Below are 15,645 nucleotides of genomic sequence, written 5' to 3'. Positions count from 1 at the left end.
GAATGGACCGCGAACAGTTCCCTGATGCGGTGCCGGAGGCGGATGCGGTCGAGCAGCTCCGCGATGTCACCGAACCGGTGCCCGATGACGAGAACCCGGTGACCGACCCGGCCGCGCCGCCGCTGGAGGCCTCCGGAGCAGATTGGCAGGAGCAGAACGAGATCGTCGACACCGATGACGACGATTTCGGCCGGGAAGGCTGAGGCCCGCGATGGAGCCGTCCGACAACGTGATCCCCTACCCCGGGCACACCGCGGACATGGCGGACCCGCCCCGCGACGAGATGCGCCACTACGTGGGCCGCGACCTGCTGGCGGGGCGGCGCGCCCTGATCACCGGTGGGGATTCCGGTATCGGCAGGGCGGTGGCCGTGGCATTCGCCAAGGAGGGCGCCGATGTCGCCATCGCCTACCTCCAGGAGGACGAAGACGCCGCGCACACCGCGTCGCTGGTGAGCGCCGCCGGGCGCCGGTGCGTGCTGCTGCCCGGTGACCTCGCCGACGCGGGGCACTGCGCGACGGTGGTCAGCCGCACCGTCGGAGAACTGGGTGGGCTGGACCTCCTGGTGAACAACGCCGCCTACCAGGCGCCGCGGCAATCGTTGTCGGAGATCTCCGACGAACAGTGGCGACGCACCTTCGCCGTCAACATAGACAGCTTCTTCCGGGTCACCAAGGCGGCGCTGGAGCACCTCCCGGACGGCGCGGCCATCATCAACACCGCATCGGTGAACGGGTTGCGCGGCAACAAGACGCTGATCGACTATTCGGCCACCAAGGGCGCCATCCTGGCCTTCACCTACGCGCTGGCGCAGTCCCTGGCCGACCGCCGGATCCGGGTCAACTGCGTGGCGCCCGGACCGGTGTGGACACCGCTGATCCCCGCCACCATGCCGCAGGACAAAGTGGAATCGTTCGGCGGTCACACCCCGCTGGGCCGCCCGGCGCAACCCGACGAGATCGCGCCGTCGTACGTCTTCTTCGCGGCCGATCTGTTGTCGTCGTACTACAGCGGCGAAGTCCTCTCGCCGCTGGGCGGCGAGACCCTGCCGGGCTGAGGACCGGTCATGCAGCGCAAGGGAAAACGACCGCGGGCCATCCGGAAATCACTCCTCGCGGTGGCGTGCGCGGTGGCGCTCGGGCTGCTGCTGACGCAGTGCCCGGCCAACCGCGACGGCGCGCCGGGCCAATTGGCGCAGGCCATGCAGGAGAGCACCGCGGCCGCGCGCAGCGGCGCGCTGGCGCTCGATCTGTTCCACCGCGGCCGGTCCACCGCGCAGCTGGCCGCCGTGCAGATCTCCGATGCCCGCGACGAGGCGGTCAAGGCTTATCAGGGCATTGCCGAACTGCGGGTGCAGGATCCGGTCGACGTGCGCCGCCAGAGCATGCTGGCCGAAGCCGTCACCGGCATCATCACCGAACTCAACACCGCATCCGTCGCGGTGCGTGGTGTGGCCGGGCAACCGCCGCTGCCGACACTGCAGGACCGACTGCTCACGGCGGCGGCGACCCTGGAGGGTGGTTACCGCTGATGAAGAAGTTCTTCGCGGTAGCACTGGGCATCCTGACCGCCATCGGGGGTTTCCTCGACATCGGCGATCTGGTGACCAACGCCGTTGTCGGGTCACGGTTCGGGCTGGCGCTGGCCTGGGTGGTGGTGGTCGGCGTGGTGGGCATCTGCCTGTTTGCCCAGATGGCCGGGCGGGTGGCCGCGGTCAGCGGTCGAGCAACCTTCGAGCTCATCCGGGAGCGCCTCGGCCCGCGCACCGCGGCGGCCAACCTGAGCGCGTCCTTCCTGATCAACCTGATGACCCTGACGGCAGAGATCGGCGGTGTCGCGCTGGCCTTGCAGTTGGCCAGCGACGTCGGCCGCATGGTGTGGATTCCGTTGGCCGCCTTTGCGATATGGATCGTGGTGTGGCGGGTGAAGTTCAGCATCATGGAGAACGTCACCGGGGTCACCGGGCTGTGCCTCATCGTCTTCGCCGTCGCCGTGTTCGCCCTGATGCCCGACTGGTCGGCGCTGGGGCATGCCGTCACCCATCCGGTCATTCCCGAATCCGAATCGGCGGCCACCTACTGGTATTACGCCATCGCCCTCTTCGGCGCGGCGATGACACCGTACGAGGTGTTCTTCTTCTCCTCCGGCGCGGTCGAGGAGCATTGGAAGACGAAGGATCTCGGTGTCTCCCGGCTCAACGTGATGGTCGGGTTCCCGCTCGGCGGCGTGCTGTCGGTGGCGATCGCGGCGTGCGCCACCATCGTGTTGCTGCCCGGCGGGATCGAGGTGACCTCGCTGTCCCAGGTCGTCATGCCGGTGGCCGCGGCGGGCGGGAAACTCGCACTGGCCTTCGCCATCATCGGCATCGTGGCGGCGACGTTCGGTGCGGCGCTGGAAACCACGTTGTCCAGCGGCTACATCCTGGCGCAGTTCCTGGGCTGGCGCTGGGGCAAATTCCGCAAGCCCGCCGACGCGGCGCGCTTCCACACGGTGATGCTGGTCTCCATCGTGCTCGGCGTCGCGGTCCTCTACACCGGTGTGGATCCGGTGCTGGTGACGGAGTACTCGGTGGTGTTCTCCGCGATCGCACTCCCCCTGACCTATCTGCCCATCCTCATCGTGGCCAACGACCGCGAGTACATGGGCGACCACGTCAACGGAAAGGCGACCAACGTGCTGGGCTCGGTGTACCTGGTGATCATCGTGGTCGCATCGCTGGCCGCGATCCCGCTGATGATCGTGACGGGAGCCGGGCAGTGAAGGCCTCGCAGCGGATCCTGGATGCCCGGCTCCATCTGCTGGACCGCCAACTCGTCGACGACGACGGCGATCCGGTGGGCATCGTCGACGATCTGGAACTGGACGGCGTGGACCTGGACCGCGAGATCCCCGCCGGCGCACCGGCCCCGACGGTCACCGGCATCCTGTCCGGTCAGGTGCTCGGCACCAGGATCTTCGGCGGCGCCCCGCCCCGGTCCCGGCTGCGGGAGATCCCGTGGGACAAGGTGATCCGGGTCGGTGTCACCGTGCAGGTGGCACCCACGGACATCGTCACCGACGTGCACTGGGTGGAACAGTGGTTGCGCGACCACATCATCTGCCATCTTCCCGGAGGCCGGCATGCAGCTGAGTAGGCTTCTCGGCATCGCCGTCGTCGACGCCGGCCACCATCCGGTGGGCACGGTGGTCGACATCCGGCTCTCGGTGCCCGGTGACCGCCACGGCAGGCCCGAGGTGCTCGGCCTGGTGGTGAGCCCGCGCACCGGCTCGTCCTTTCTCGGCTATGACCGCACCGGCACGAACGCCCCGGTCCTCATCGCCGCGCTGGCCCGGTGGCGCCACCGCGGCACCTTCGTGGCCGCTTGGTCCGATATCGCGCGGATCGGCTCGGAGCGGATCACCTTGCGGCCCGGTTACACCCGGGCGCCCGCGGCGCTGCCCTGAGGATGTTTCGGCGCGGCTGATGCCGGGAATCCCGCACCACATGTTGCTGCGCAGAGTCGCCCGTCCGTTGCTGTCCGTCGCGTTCATCGGGCAGGGCGTCGAGACCCTCCTTGACACCAAGTCCGCTTCCGATGTCGTGCGACCGACGCTGGAAGGCCTGCAGACGCTGCCCGACCCCGTCGGCACGAAGGTGCCGTCGGATGCGGTGACCGTCGCGCGGGTCAATGCCGGCGTTCAGATCGGCGCCGGTCTGCTGCTGGCCACCGGCCGCATTCCGCGGGTCGCCTCGGCGCTGCTGGCCGCGACGGTGATCCCCGGCAATCTGGGCGATCACATGTTCTGGAACGAATCCGATCCGGAGCGCAAGGCCGCCAAACGGCGGGGTTTCCTCACCGATCTGAGCCTGATCGGCGGGCTCGTGCTGGCGTCGGCCGACACCGCGGGCAAGCCCTCCCTGGGCTGGCGCGGCCGCCGTGCCGCGCGGCTGGCCGCGGGCGCCGTCTCGGCCGCCCTCCCGATCGGTGACGGCGGTCCCGACACCGAGATCGCCGAGATCGCCGAGAAGATCGGCCACGGCCTGCAGGTCGGTGCCGAACGCGGACGCGAACTGGCCGCCACCGCGATCGAGCGGGGCGCCCCGATCGCCGAGAAGGCCCGCCGCCGCGGCACCGAACTGGCCGAAACCGCCATCGAGCGCGGCGCGCCGATCGCCGAGAAGGCCCGCCGCAAGGGCGCCGAACTCGCCGAGACCGCCATCGAACAGGGCAGCGATCAGCTCACGACCGGCTGGCACCGGCTGCGCCAGCAGGTCTGACCATGGGCCAGATCACACGTGGCCTCCCCGCACCGGCAGGCCCCCTCTCCGGCGCGGTGATCGACCGGCTGACCACCGGTGCGGACCTCGACGGTTCGTTGGACACCGAGCTGGCCGGAACGGATCCCTATGGACTTGACCTCCAGCTGGCCCTGCAGCTGTGCTACGAGTTGTTCTATCGCGGTTTCGCCGGGGTGGATCCCCGGCTGGAGTGGGATCCGGCGCTGATCGAGTTCCGCGGCCGGCTCGAGGAGGCGTTCCTGGCCGACATCCGGCGTGGCGTCGGAGAGCTGGGCGGGCTGGACGCGGCCGGTGAGATGGACCGGCTGTCCACCGAACCCGTCGACGGAAGCGGCCCGTCCCATTTTCTGCTGGCCGAGGGCAACTGGGAGCAGATGCGCGAATACTTCGTGCACCGGTCGATCTACCACCTCAAGGAGGCCGATCCACACGCCTGGGTCATCCCCCGCTTGGTCGGCCAGGCCAAGGCGTCCTTCGTGGCGGTCGAATTCGACGAATTCGGCGGCGGTCGGGGCGCCCAGGTGCATCAGCGGCTGTTCGCCGACCTGATGGCGGCGGCCGGGCTGGATGACGGCTATCTGGCGTACCTGGAGACCGTCCCGGCCGAGTCGCTGGCGGTGGTGAACCTGATGTCGTTCTTCGGCCTGCACCGGCGGTGGCGCGGCGCGACGGTGGGGCATTTCGCGGCCACCGAGATCACCTCCTCACCGGGGTCGCAGCGGCTGGTCGATGCGCTGGACCGGATGGGCGCGCCGGAGCCGTGCACGCGGTTCTACGCCGAGCACGTGGAGGCCGACGCCGTCCACGAGCAGGTGGTGCGCACCGACGTGGTGGGTGACCTGCTGGCCCGCGAGCCCGAGTTGGAGGCCGACGTGGTGTTCGGCATCCGGGCCTTCGAATTGGTCGAGGACCGGTTGGCCGATCATCTGATGAAATGCTGGCGCGACCAGCGCAGCTCACTCCTGCTGCCGCTGGGCTGATTTCGGGTCTGATTTCGGGCTCTTCCTGAGCTTCTTCCGGTGGCTGGTATCGCACAGCGGATAGGCCCGGGACCGGCGGCACGCGCAGATGGCGACCTTGAACCGGTCCGATTCCACCACCCGGCCGTCGGGCATCTCGATGGACACCGGCCCCTCCACGATCACCGGACCACCGGCGACCACCTGCACCACCCGGCGGTCGGTCATCCCAGTTCCGCCCGCAGGGCGGCCAGCAGCGGCTCGGCGGCCTCGGCCAGGAACTGGTCCTGGGCCTGGCCGCCGACCTGGACCAGCGCGATATCGGTGAATCCGGCGTCCCGGTAGGGCCGCACGGCCTCCACGATGGCGTCCAGGTCGGGTCCGCACGGGATGCTCTCGGCGACGTCCTCGGGCCGGACGAACTTGCTGGCGGCGGCGAAACCCGCCGTCGTCGGCAGGTCGGCGTTCACCGACCAGCCACCGCCGAACCAGCGGAACTGCTCGTGTGCGCGCTGTATTGCCTTGTCCCGGTCGGGATCCCAGCACACCGGCAGTTGGCCGATCACGCGGCCGTCGGGCAGGCCGACCGCCCGGCGGCGACGTCGCCACGTCTCGACGACGTCGCCGTCGGGTGCGGTGTCGACGAGATGGTCGGCGAAATCGGCCAGCTTCTCGACCGATTTCGCCCCGGTCATCGACACCGCCAGGGCCACCGGCACATCCGGGATGTCCCACAGCCGGGCCGAGTCGACTTCGAAGAACTCGCCGCGAAAGTCGACCAGCTCGCCGCTGAACAGTTCCCGGATGATCTTGATGGCCTCGGCAAGCATGTCGATGCGCCGGCCGACGGTGGGCCAGTCCTTCCCCACGACATGCTCGTTCAGGTTCTCGCCGGTGCCAAGGCCCAGGGTGAACCGGCCGTCGGCCAGTATCTGCAGTGTCGCGGCTTGTTGCGCGACGACGGCGGGGTGGTACCGGATGGTAGGACAGGTGACATAGGAGTACAGCTCCACCCGTTCGGTCACGTGGGCCACCGCGCCCAGCACCGTCCACGCGTGCGGGGCGTGGCCCTGGGCGGCCAGCCATGGCGAGAAGTGGTCGCTGCAGACCTCGAAGTCGAAACCGGCCGCCTCGGCGGCCGCGGCGTTGCGGACCAAATCCTTGGGGCCGCTCTGTTCGGTCATCAAGGTGTAGCCGAAGCTGGTCATGCTCCCCAGGTACCCCACGGTGTCCGGCGACAAACGTGCCGGCTACCTCACGCGGTGGTCGGTGACAGCCGCTGCGCCAGAAGCGCTTTGCCCAGCTCGCCGCCCTTGCGGCTCTCGCTGTGTGCCTTGCGGAAGAATTCGGCCAACTCGGTGTCGCCCTCGCGCTCGGCGTCCTCGATGAAGGAGGCCATCCGCAACGCGTTGTTCAGCGACGCCTCGACGAACCAGATCAGGTCGTAGTTCTTGTCCTTGGTTCCGGTGACATGGCCGGACTCTAGATGGGACATCGGATATGCACCTCTGTTCAGATCGTCTGCTCGTGCGCCCGTCGGGTTCCCGGCGGACGCGCGGCGAAACCTGTCAGGGGGGTGGCCGATTGCGCAGCACCAGCGGCAGCACCAGCCACAGCCCGATCAGTGCCAGCGCGGTCACGCCGCCTGCCAGGATGCCGGCACGGGAACCGACCACCACGTCGAAGATGAGCACCGACACGCCCGCCAACGCCAGCGCCAGCAGGATCAGCCCGTAATAGGCCAGCCGGTGCGCGCCGGCGACGATCACGTCCAGGCGATGCTGGCGGAACATCATCCGGTGCATGCCGATCGGCGCCACCAGCAGCATGGTGGCCCCCAGCGAACAGCCGACGGTGATCAGGTAGACCACCCGCATCCCGGCATCCAGCCGGTCGAACCGGTTCTGGAACGGCAGCGTCAGCAGCAGGCCGGTGAGCAGTTGCACACCCGTCTCGACCACCCGTAGCTCCTGGAGCAGGCTGGACCAATTCCGGTCGAGCCGTTGGGCTGCCGTCTCCCCGCGGGCCGCGTTGTTCCACTGTTGGTCACGCTCGGGATGGTCGACGTCGATGCCCATGGTCCATGCCGATGACCGGTCGCGGGCTAGTACCAGTAGCGGCGACCGCCGACCGGCCGTCCGACCGATCCGAGCAGCCAGAAGACGGCGCCGACCACCAGCAGGATGACCCCGACCACCCACAACACGTAGACGTTGAGGATGAGTCCGAGGATCAGCAGGATCGCTCCGAGAACCACCATGATTACCTCATTTCACCGATCAGGCCGGAACGAAGGACGGCATGGCGCTGGGCTCGGGCAGCCGGCAGTCGACCACCTTGGGATTGACACCGGCGTAGTTCAATGGGCCGGCCAGGACGGTGAGCGCGATCTGACCCGCTGTGGCGCAGTTCGTTTGGCCGGTGTGGAAATAGTCGCGTTGCCAGGCCGCCAACACCCCGATCAACAGCCAGACCAACACGATCGTGCCGGCTAATCCCCGGAACATGGAAGCCTCCATCGGTCGTATCCAGTGGCAGCCGGATACCCGATCGGGTCGTCGGCGAAACCACGCCCGAGCGCGGGATACCGCAACGGGCCGGGTGTTTGCGGCCGCGCCGGGACGGGAAACCACCGAGGGTGCGCGGCAGTGCCGCCGCGTCAGACACCAATCCACTCCGGTAGCGGAAAGGTAATCATGACCGACAAGAAGACCGGACCCGAAGAGGCCGTCAGCGGCGTCGTCGAGGACGCCAAGGGCAAGATCAAGGAAGCCGTCGGCACGGTGACCGGCCGCCAGGACCTCACCGACGAAGGCAAGGCGCAGCAGGACAAGGCCGATGCGCAGCGCGACGCCGCCAAGAAGGAAGCGGAGGCCGACGCCGCCCGCGGTGGGGCGCAGGCCGCCGAAGAGCGCCAGCGGGCCGAGCAGCACCGCTGACCCCCGACTCGAGGGGAACCACCCAGCCCGGCAGATCCCCCTTCGGGGGGCTGCCGGGCTGGGTGCGCTCAGCTGTTGGGGTGCTGCCGCGGCGCCTCGGGATGTGCTGCGTACCAACGATCTTCGATCCTGCGTACCCGCACGTGCTCCAGCGCCAGCCAGAGCGCACCCACCAGCAGCCCGGCACCGGACAGGGTGGCCACCGTCAAGCCGACATCGAAATGCTTTGTCGCGAACGCCGCGAGGCTCGCGACGAACAGCACCAAGGCGACTCCGATGAGGATGAGCGCCGGCATGATCAGGTTGTCCTTCATGGACTCACCGGCATGTGGGCGCGTCGTGCGGGTGTGATCGACCGGGTCTTTCGGGCCCTTCATGGCAACCCTCCTTCTCCCTCACCTCCCGGCCGCTACGAGCCGATGGAAAGGCTGTCATCAAGGGTAGATCGCCGACGTGCGCGACGGAAGGCAATCGGCTTTCAGGCGTACCGCGGGTAGCCGCCGGTGCGCAGCGTCTCGGCCAGGTGCGCCGCATTGCGGGCCGCGGCCACCGTCGCCGAGGACACCGCGTCCGGTACCCGGTCGAGGTCCTGGTAGTCGGTGCTGCCCATCGCCTCACCGTTCCAATAGGTGCACCCCTGCGCCGGGATGGAGAAGCCGATGTCGTTGAGCGCCTGGAACAGATCGGCGACGGTCTTGTGCGCGCCGTCCTCGTTGCCGACCACGGCGACGACGGCCACCTTGTCCACCATGACGGGCCTGCCCAGTTCGTCGGTGGTGGACAGGTCGGCGTCCAGCCGCTCCAGCACCCGCTGGGCGACGCTCGACGGGTGGCCCAGCCACACCGGCGTCGAGAGCACCAGGATGTCCGCGGCCAGCACCTTCTCCCGGATCCGTGGCCACTCGTCGCCGTCGCCCATATCGGCCTGCACGCCGGGAGCGATGGCATGGTCGGCACACCGCAGCGTCTCGGTGTTGACGCCCATCGTGCGCAGCGCCGAGCAGACGTGGTCGGCCATCAGTTCACTGCTGGAGCGCGCCGGGCTGGGCTTGAGGCTGCACACCAGGGCCAGCGCGCACGGTGGCGACACGGCGGTCATCATCCGAGCACCGGGCCGGCCATGGCAGGCAGACCCATGGTCAGGGTGAGCAACATCAGCATCATCAGGAACCAGCCGGCCCCCTGCCACGCCCACCAGGTCTGCCGCTGCTTCCACGCGCGGTAGGTGCGCACGAAGGCGTGCAACCCACCGACGAGCAGGATGACCGGCGCGCCCAGGGCCAGCGCCAGGCGCTGTGGCGGCCCGCACGCGGCCGAGTCCGCGACCGCGCCGTGGCAGGAGCTCACCAGCAGCGCCGCCACCACCAGGAAGGTCACGCCGGCGACCGCGGTGAACAGGCCGAACCGCACCGCCGAACCGATACCGCTGTTGTCGTGCATGGTTGCCCTCATCACCGCCGGGTTCCCGGGAACCCGACCGGTAAACGCACCGTCCACGCTACGCCGGGCCGGCGCCCTCGGCGATCCGCTTGATGGCCGCCAACCGCTCGTCCCACCGCCGGCCGATGCGGTCCAGCTCCGCGCCCAGCGCGCTGAGCCGGGCGCCCAGTGCCCGGTAGCGGATCTCGCGGCCGGCCCGCACCGGTTCCACCAGCCCGGCGTCGGCAAGCACCGCAAGGTGCTTGGCTATCGCCTGCCTGCTGACGGGCATGCGGGCCGCCAGCGCACTGGCCGACAGGTCCTGGGCGCCCAGTTCGGTGAGGATCTGCCAGCGGGTTTCGTCGGCCAGCACGGCCAGCACCCCCGGGACCGCCGTCACGGCCGGCGCTGCACGAATTCGACGAGCTCGCCGAGTTCGGCGGTCCAGCCACCCGTGTTGTCGGCGTGTGCGGCCTGCGGATCCTGCAGTTCCTCGAAACCGGTCTCCAGCAGGTCCAGCCGGGTGCCGCCGTCGATCTCGGTGAGCTCGAACCGGACCACGGTGGAATTGCCCGGCACCGGTTCGACGTCGGCGGCGTGCGCCCAGCGATACACCAAAACCCTTGGCGCTTCGATGTGTTCGACCACCACCCGGTGCTTGCCGTGCTGTTCCCAGCCGAAAAAGCCGGTGCCGCCGGGGACCGCGTCGAATTCGCAGGTGTCGCCGAACCATTGGGCGATCAGGTCGGCCTGGGTGATCGCCGACCATACCCGGTCGATGGGGGCGTCGATGTCGATGCTGCGCGTGATCGCCAGGGCTTCCATGAGGTCTCCTGAGTGTCTGCGGGATTGATGTGCAACTCCACAGTTGCATATCGCGGTGACAACTGCAACCCCCAGGTTGCAGTCATTGGGCATGCGGTTCCGGCGCGGCTTGATTACCGTCGACAGGTGGATCTCAACGACGTCGAGGTGATCGACACCCCGCGGCACCGCGACGAGCTGTGGCCCCTGGGCCCCGGCGACGCCGTGCTGGCCGGCGGCACCTGGCTGTTCTCCGAACCGCAGCCCCAGCTGACCCGATTGGTGGACCTGGCCGGCCTGCGGTGGCCGTCGGTCACCCGCACCGCCGACGGCGTCGAGCTGGCCGCCACCTGCACCGTCGCCGAGGTGTCCCGGTTGTCCGGCGAGCTCGGCGTCCCGCTGCTGCACCAGTGCTGCACGGCCCTGCTGGCCTCGTTCAAGATCTGGCACACCGCCACCGTCGGCGGCAACCTCTGCCTGGCCTTCCCGGCCGGCGCGATGATCTCGATGGTGTCCGCACTCGCCGGCACGGTGACGGTGTGGCGTCCCGACGGCACCGAATACCGCTGCCCGATAGACGGATTCGTCACCGGCGAGTCGACCACCATGCTGGCCGCCGGTGACGTCGTGCGCTCGGTGTTCCTCCCGGCGCACACCCTCAGCGCCCGCACCGCCTTTCGCAAGCTGGCCCCCTCGCCGCTGGGCCGCTCCGCGGTGGTGGTCATCGGGCGGCTCGACCCCGACGGCCGGTTCGCGTTGTCCGTGACGGCCGCGACGGTGCGGCCCTACACGTTCACCTTCGCCGCGGTACCCGGCCCGGACGAGTTGGCCGCCGCCCACGCGCAGATCCCCGACACCGCCTGGACCGACGACGCCCACGGCGACCCAGACTGGCGGCGGGCGATGACGCTGGTACTCGCCCGGCAGGTGGCGGCGGAGCTTTCATGATCATCAATGGCGAACCGGCTCAGGACAATCCGCGGCCCGGCCAATGCCTGCGCACCTACCTGCGCGAGCACGGTCACTTCGAGGTCAAGAAGGGCTGCGACGCGGGTGACTGCGGCGCCTGCTCGGTGCTGGTCGACGGCGCCGCGGTGCACTCGTGCGTGTACCCGGCGTTCCGCGCCGCCGGACGGTCGGTGACCACGGTCGCCGGGCTGGGCACCCCCGACGACCTGCATCCGGTGCAGCGCGCCTTCGCCGACGCGGCGGGCTTCCAGTGCGGCTTCTGCACGGCCGGAATGGTCACCACCGCGTCGGCGCTGACCGCCGATCAACGCGCGAATCTGCCCGAGCACCTCAAGGGAAACCTGTGCCGCTGCACCGGTTACCGCGCCATCACCGACGCGCTGGCCGGGACCGTCAACACCGGCGACGCGTCCCCCGGCGCGCCCGCCGCGCGCCGGGTGGTGACCGGCACCGAGCAGTACACCATGGACCATGCGCCGCACGGGCTGCTCCACCTCGCGGTGCTGCGCAGTCCCGTCGCCCATGCCCGCATCGTGTCCATCGACACGTCGGCGGCGCAGCGGGTCGCGGGGGTGCGGCTGGTCCTCACCCACCTCGACAGCCCGGCCGTGCCGTTCTCCACCGCCCGGCACGAGGACCGCACCGACGATCCCGACGACACCTACGTGCTCGACCGGACGGTCCGGTTCATCGGGCAGCGGGTGGCCGCCGTGGTCGCCGACAGCCTGGCCGCCGCCGAGAAGGCCTGCCGGGCCATCGCCGTCGAATACGCCGAACTGCCCGCGGTGTTCGACCCGGAGCAGGCCCGCCGCCCCGGTGCCCCGGCGATACACGGCGACAAGGACGCCTCGGCCCGCATCGCCGACGCGCAACGCAACATCGTGGCCGAACTGCACGGCGGCGTGGGCGATATCGCCGCCGGTATCGCCGCGGCCGAAGACGCCGGCGGTGCGGTGGTGCGCGGGCGGTGGTCTACCCAGCGCGTCCAGCACAGCCACCTGGAAACCCACGGCAGCACCGGCTGGATCGACGCGGACGGCCGTGTGGTGATCCGCACCAGTTCCCAGGTGCCGTTCCTGGTCCGCGACGAGCTGTGTCACCTCTTCGGGCTGGACCAGTCCCGGGTCCGGGTGTTCACCGCCCGCGTCGGTGGTGGTTTCGGCGGCAAGCAGGAGCTGCTCACCGAGGACCTGGTGGCGTTGGCGGTGCTGCGTCTGGGCCGCCCGGTGCGTTACGAGTTCAGCCGCACCGACGAGTTCGTCGCCGCCCCGTGCCGGCATCCCTTCCGGGTGGCCGCCACCGTCGCCGCCGGCGCGGACGGCGTGCTCACCGCGTTGGCCATCGACGTGCTGGCCGACGCCGGCGCCTACGGCAATCACAGCCCCGGCGTGATGTTCCACGGCTGCGGTGAATCGATGGCCGTCTACCGGTGCCCGAACAAACGGGTGGACGCCCAGGCGGTGTACACCAACAATCTTCCGTCCGGCGCATTCCGGGGCTACGGCTTGGGGCAGGTGATCTTTGCCGTCGAATCCGCGCTCGACGAGTTGGCGGACCGGCTGGGCATCGACCCCTTCGAGCTGCGCCGGCGCAACGTGGTGGTGCCCGGCGATGCGTTCGTCGATTCGCACGTGGCCGACGACGACCTCACCTTCGGCAGTTACGGTCTCGATCAATGTCTGGACCTGGTCCAGGCGGCGCTGACCCGGGGCAACGCCGCCGAACCGCCGGAGGGATCGCAGTGGCGCGTCGGCGAGGGGATGGCGGTGGCGATGATCGCGACGATTCCGCCGCGCGGCCACTATTCGGACGCGTCGGTCACACTCGACGCCGACGGCATGTACACGCTGTCGGTCGGCACCACCGAGTTCGGCAACGGCACCTCGACGGTGCACCTGCGGCTGGCGGCCGAGGCGCTGGGCGTTCCGATGAGCCGGTTGCGGTTGCGCCAGTCCGACACCGACGTCACCGCCTACGACACCGGGGCGTTCGGGTCGGCGGGCACCGTGGTCGCCGGGCTGGCGGTGCAGTCCGCCTGCCGCGAACTACGCCAGTTGCTGAACTCCGGTGTCACGCACCGTCCGCTGACCGGTCACGGCCGCCACGAGGGCACGCCCCGGTCGGTGGCCTTCAACGTGCACGGGTTCCGGGTGGCGGTGAACGTCGAGACCGGTGAGGTGCGCATCCTGCAATCGGTGCAGGCCGCCGACGCCGGGGTGGTGATGAATCCCGAGCAGTGCCGCGGCCAGGTGGAGGGCGGGGTGGCCCAGGCCATCGGCACCGCCCTGTTCGAGGAGATCCGGGTCGACGGGCGCGGCGAGGTCACCACCACAACCCTGCGCAACTACCACATTCCGCAACTTGCCGACCTGCCCGTCACCGAGGTGTATTTCGCCGACACCTACGACAAGCTCGGGCCGCTGGGCGCCAAGTCGATGAGCGAATCCCCGTACAACCCGGTGGCCCCGGCGCTGGCCAATGCGATCGCGCGGGCGTGCGGGGCGCGGATGTATCGGCTGCCGATGACCCCGGCCCGGGTCTGGCGGGCGCTGCACGGGGATGTCGGCCCCGCGTCCTAATATGCGCCCGTGCGTATCCGACCACTGCTGGTGACCGGGATTGCCGCCGGTTCGGCGGCCTACGCCTACGGGCAGCAGTGGCAGACCGCCCTGGCGTGCGCGGTCGCCGCACCGGCGGTCCTGCGCATCGGCCCGCACTTCGTCGCCGGGCTGCGCACGCCCTCGCCCCGGGAGGACACTGTCGGCGCGATGTCGGGCACCGAGTTCGAGGATCACGTCGCCCGCATCGCGCGGTCGTGCGGCGTCCCGGTGATCATGACCTCGCTGACCGGGGACTGGGGCGTCGACCTGATCGTCGGTCGCCGGCCGAATCGGCTTGCCATCCAATGCAAACGCCAAGCCCGGCCGGTGGGCACCGGCGCCGTCCAGGAGGTGGTGGCCGGCGCACCCATGCAGGACTGCACCCGCACCATGGTGGTGACCAACCACGAGTTCACCCCGGCCGCACGCAAACTCGCCGAATTGCACGGGTGCACCCTGGTCGGCGGCGCCGAGCTGCCCAGGCTCCGCTCCACCATCCGGGCGCTACTCGCGCAGGGCTGACCGCACCGGCTCCGGCCCGACATAGCGAGCCCGCGGCCGGATGATCTTGCGGGACCGGGCCTGTTCCAGGATGTGCGCCGACCAGCCCACCACCCGGCTCACCGCGAACGTGGGGGTGAACATCGCGCGCGGCACCCCGCACTGTTCCATCACCACGCCGGCATAGAACTCCACATTGGCCCGCAGCTCCCGGCCGTGCCGTCGCTGCGCGAGCACCTCGGTGACGTCGCGCTCCACCCGCACGGCGCGATCGGCGAGCTCACCGCCCAGGCCGGTGGCGATCGACTTCAACAGCTCGGCGCGCGGATCGGCGGTGCGGTACACCGCGTGCCCGAACCCCATGATGCGTTCGCCGCGATCGAGGGCCGCATGTGTCCAGGCCGCGGCGTTGGCGGGGTCACCGATCGCGTCGAGGGCGTCCAGCGCACGGTCCGGTGCACCGCCGTGCAACGGGCCGGAGAAAGCACCCAACGCGGCACAGATCGCGGACCCGACATCGGCGCCGGTCGAGGCCACCACCCGCGCGGTGAACGTCGAGGCGTTGAAGCCGTGGTCGACGGTGGCGATCAGGTACTGCTCGATGGCGCGGGCGTGCTCGGCGGTCGGCCGCCGCCCGGTCAGCAGGTAGAGCCAGTGTGCCGCGACCGGCAGGGTCGGGTCCGGGGGCACCGGATCCAGGCCCTGCCCGATCCGGTGCAGGGCGGCCAGCACCGTCGGGGTGATCGCCGCCAACAACAGCGCGTCGCGGCGGCGGGCGTCGTCGTCGAGGTCCCACACCGGTCGCAGATCGAGTGCCGTGGCCACCGCCGAGAGCACCGTGCGCAGCGCGGCCAGCGGGTGTTCCGCGGCGCCGCCGAGTGCGACCATCCGCAGGATCGGGGCGACGTCGGCCGGGATGGTGCGCAGCGTCGCGGTGTGAGCGGCGAACGCGGCCGCCTCGTCGGGTGACGGCAACCGGCCGTGCACGAACAGGAACCACACCTCCTCGAAGGTGCGGGTGGCGGCGAGCTCGACGGCCGAATACGGCCCGTAGTGATAGAAGCCCTCGTCGCCGCGGACGTCGCCGATCGCGGTGTCCGCGGCCACGATGTTGGCCAGCCCGGGTGCGGCCTCGATGAGGGTGTCGGCCATCGCGCAGTCCTCCTTCTGCTCAA

At 70.0% G+C, this 15,645-nt stretch carries 24 protein-coding genes; 12 read left to right on the top strand and 12 right to left on the bottom strand.

Annotated features, from left to right (window positions below; genetic code table 11):
• The first annotated feature begins 2 nt into the window (after positions 1-2).
• Genes BN977_RS23985 through BN977_RS23950 form a run of 8 tightly spaced genes read left to right on the top strand, consistent with a single transcriptional unit; the run spans position 3 to position 5,259 of the window.
• Positions 3-203 (top strand): Rv3202a family protein, encoded by a 201-nt coding sequence (locus BN977_RS23985; RefSeq protein ID WP_036402059.1) that lies wholly within the window; start codon positions 3-5, stop codon positions 201-203.
• Between the two features lie 8 nt (positions 204-211).
• Entirely contained in the window at positions 212-1,057 is an 846-nt protein-coding gene (locus BN977_RS23980) for an SDR family oxidoreductase (RefSeq protein WP_036402057.1), read from the top strand.
• A 9-nt stretch (positions 1,058-1,066) separates the two neighbouring features.
• Positions 1,067-1,531, top strand: coding sequence for a hypothetical protein (locus tag BN977_RS23975; RefSeq protein ID WP_024454731.1), 465 nt, complete (start codon positions 1,067-1,069; stop codon positions 1,529-1,531).
• Positions 1,531-2,760, top strand: a complete 1,230-nt coding sequence (locus BN977_RS23970; protein ID WP_024454730.1) for an Nramp family divalent metal transporter — start codon at positions 1,531-1,533, stop codon at positions 2,758-2,760. The genes BN977_RS23975 and BN977_RS23970 overlap by 1 nt, the downstream gene beginning before the upstream one ends.
• The gene (locus tag BN977_RS23965) at positions 2,757-3,134 is read left to right on the top strand and encodes a PRC-barrel domain-containing protein (RefSeq protein ID WP_024454729.1); all 378 of its coding nucleotides are present in this window, start codon (positions 2,757-2,759) and stop codon (positions 3,132-3,134) included. The genes BN977_RS23970 and BN977_RS23965 overlap by 4 nt, the downstream gene beginning before the upstream one ends.
• Positions 3,121-3,444: a hypothetical protein gene (locus BN977_RS23960; protein ID WP_024454728.1), complete on the top strand. Its 324-nt coding sequence runs from the start codon at positions 3,121-3,123 to the stop codon at positions 3,442-3,444. Before BN977_RS23965 ends, BN977_RS23960 begins: the two co-directional genes overlap by 14 nt.
• 40 nt (positions 3,445-3,484) lie before the next feature.
• Positions 3,485-4,258, top strand: a complete 774-nt coding sequence (locus BN977_RS23955) for a DoxX family membrane protein (protein WP_036402054.1) — start codon at positions 3,485-3,487, stop codon at positions 4,256-4,258.
• 2 nt (positions 4,259-4,260) lie between these two features.
• Positions 4,261-5,259: an iron-containing redox enzyme family protein gene (locus BN977_RS23950; RefSeq protein ID WP_036402053.1), complete on the top strand. Its 999-nt coding sequence runs from the start codon at positions 4,261-4,263 to the stop codon at positions 5,257-5,259.
• On the opposite strand, the gene BN977_RS23945 is transcribed toward BN977_RS23950, so the two are convergent.
• The 6 genes from BN977_RS23945 to BN977_RS23925 all read right to left on the bottom strand — a co-directional run bounded on the left by BN977_RS23945 (position 5,236) and on the right by BN977_RS23925 (position 7,745).
• The gene (locus BN977_RS23945; RefSeq protein ID WP_024454725.1) at positions 5,236-5,466 is read right to left on the bottom strand and encodes a CDGSH iron-sulfur domain-containing protein; all 231 of its coding nucleotides are present in this window, start codon (positions 5,464-5,466) and stop codon (positions 5,236-5,238) included. The genes BN977_RS23950 and BN977_RS23945 overlap by 24 nt on opposite strands.
• Positions 5,463-6,446 carry a TIGR03557 family F420-dependent LLM class oxidoreductase gene (locus BN977_RS23940; RefSeq protein ID WP_024454724.1) on the bottom strand — a complete coding sequence of 328 codons (984 nt, stop codon included), beginning with the start codon at positions 6,444-6,446 and terminating at the stop codon, positions 5,463-5,465. Before BN977_RS23940 ends, BN977_RS23945 begins: the two co-directional genes overlap by 4 nt.
• Before the next feature lie 47 nt (positions 6,447-6,493).
• The gene (locus BN977_RS23935; RefSeq protein ID WP_024454723.1) at positions 6,494-6,733 is read right to left on the bottom strand and encodes a hypothetical protein; all 240 of its coding nucleotides are present in this window, start codon (positions 6,731-6,733) and stop codon (positions 6,494-6,496) included.
• Between the two features lie 73 nt (positions 6,734-6,806).
• Positions 6,807-7,310: a DUF6328 family protein gene (locus BN977_RS23930; protein WP_024454722.1), complete on the bottom strand. Its 504-nt coding sequence runs from the start codon at positions 7,308-7,310 to the stop codon at positions 6,807-6,809.
• A gap of 32 nt (positions 7,311-7,342) precedes the next feature.
• Positions 7,343-7,498 (bottom strand): DUF6131 family protein, encoded by a 156-nt coding sequence (locus BN977_RS32520; RefSeq protein WP_109790277.1) that lies wholly within the window; start codon positions 7,496-7,498, stop codon positions 7,343-7,345.
• Positions 7,499-7,517: 19 nt separating this feature from the next.
• On the bottom strand, positions 7,518-7,745 hold the full coding sequence (locus BN977_RS23925; protein WP_024454721.1) for a hypothetical protein: 228 nt from the start codon (positions 7,743-7,745) through the stop codon (positions 7,518-7,520).
• Positions 7,746-7,934: 189 nt separating this feature from the next.
• Here BN977_RS23925 and mbp1 point away from each other — a divergent pair, with 189 nt between their 5' ends.
• Positions 7,935-8,177 (top strand): microaggregate-binding protein 1, encoded by a 243-nt coding sequence (gene mbp1, locus BN977_RS23920; protein ID WP_024454720.1) that lies wholly within the window; start codon positions 7,935-7,937, stop codon positions 8,175-8,177.
• 68 nt (positions 8,178-8,245) lie between these two features.
• Here the strand turns inward: mbp1 and usfY are convergent, their stop codons facing one another.
• The 5 genes from usfY to BN977_RS23895 all read right to left on the bottom strand — a co-directional run bounded on the left by usfY (position 8,246) and on the right by BN977_RS23895 (position 10,421).
• The gene (usfY, locus tag BN977_RS23915) at positions 8,246-8,554 is read right to left on the bottom strand and encodes a protein UsfY (protein ID WP_024454719.1); all 309 of its coding nucleotides are present in this window, start codon (positions 8,552-8,554) and stop codon (positions 8,246-8,248) included.
• Between the two features lie 101 nt (positions 8,555-8,655).
• Entirely contained in the window at positions 8,656-9,279 is a 624-nt protein-coding gene (locus BN977_RS23910) for a flavodoxin family protein (RefSeq protein WP_407661207.1), read from the bottom strand.
• A complete protein-coding gene (locus BN977_RS23905) occupies positions 9,276-9,617 on the bottom strand; it encodes a hypothetical protein (RefSeq protein WP_227456357.1) in 342 nt (113 codons plus the stop codon). Before BN977_RS23905 ends, BN977_RS23910 begins: the two co-directional genes overlap by 4 nt.
• Before the next feature lie 58 nt (positions 9,618-9,675).
• On the bottom strand, positions 9,676-9,996 hold the full coding sequence (locus tag BN977_RS23900) for an ArsR/SmtB family transcription factor (protein ID WP_036402050.1): 321 nt from the start codon (positions 9,994-9,996) through the stop codon (positions 9,676-9,678).
• Positions 9,993-10,421: an SRPBCC domain-containing protein gene (locus BN977_RS23895; protein WP_036402048.1), complete on the bottom strand. Its 429-nt coding sequence runs from the start codon at positions 10,419-10,421 to the stop codon at positions 9,993-9,995. Before BN977_RS23895 ends, BN977_RS23900 begins: the two co-directional genes overlap by 4 nt.
• A gap of 126 nt (positions 10,422-10,547) precedes the next feature.
• Between BN977_RS23895 and BN977_RS23890 the strand changes: the two genes are divergently transcribed.
• The 3 genes from BN977_RS23890 to BN977_RS23880 are packed head-to-tail and all read left to right on the top strand — an operon-like array spanning position 10,548 to position 14,491.
• On the top strand, positions 10,548-11,348 hold the full coding sequence (locus BN977_RS23890) for an FAD binding domain-containing protein (RefSeq protein ID WP_036402046.1): 801 nt from the start codon (positions 10,548-10,550) through the stop codon (positions 11,346-11,348).
• Positions 11,345-13,948: a molybdopterin-dependent oxidoreductase gene (locus BN977_RS23885; protein WP_036402043.1), complete on the top strand. Its 2,604-nt coding sequence runs from the start codon at positions 11,345-11,347 to the stop codon at positions 13,946-13,948. The genes BN977_RS23890 and BN977_RS23885 overlap by 4 nt, the downstream gene beginning before the upstream one ends.
• Positions 13,949-13,957: 9 nt before the next feature.
• Positions 13,958-14,491 carry a restriction endonuclease gene (locus tag BN977_RS23880; RefSeq protein WP_036402040.1) on the top strand — a complete coding sequence of 178 codons (534 nt, stop codon included), beginning with the start codon at positions 13,958-13,960 and terminating at the stop codon, positions 14,489-14,491.
• Here BN977_RS23880 and BN977_RS23875 read toward each other — a convergent pair.
• Positions 14,474-15,622, bottom strand: coding sequence for a citrate/2-methylcitrate synthase (locus BN977_RS23875; RefSeq protein WP_036402038.1), 1,149 nt, complete (start codon positions 15,620-15,622; stop codon positions 14,474-14,476). The genes BN977_RS23880 and BN977_RS23875 overlap by 18 nt on opposite strands.
• Positions 15,623-15,645 lie beyond the last annotated feature (23 nt).

This window comes from Mycolicibacterium cosmeticum (genome assembly GCF_000613185.1).
Lineage (GTDB): Bacteria > Actinomycetota > Actinomycetes > Mycobacteriales > Mycobacteriaceae > Mycobacterium > Mycobacterium cosmeticum.
Note: the sequence above shows the minus strand (reverse complement) of the source record. Positions and strands in the feature narration are given on the sequence as shown.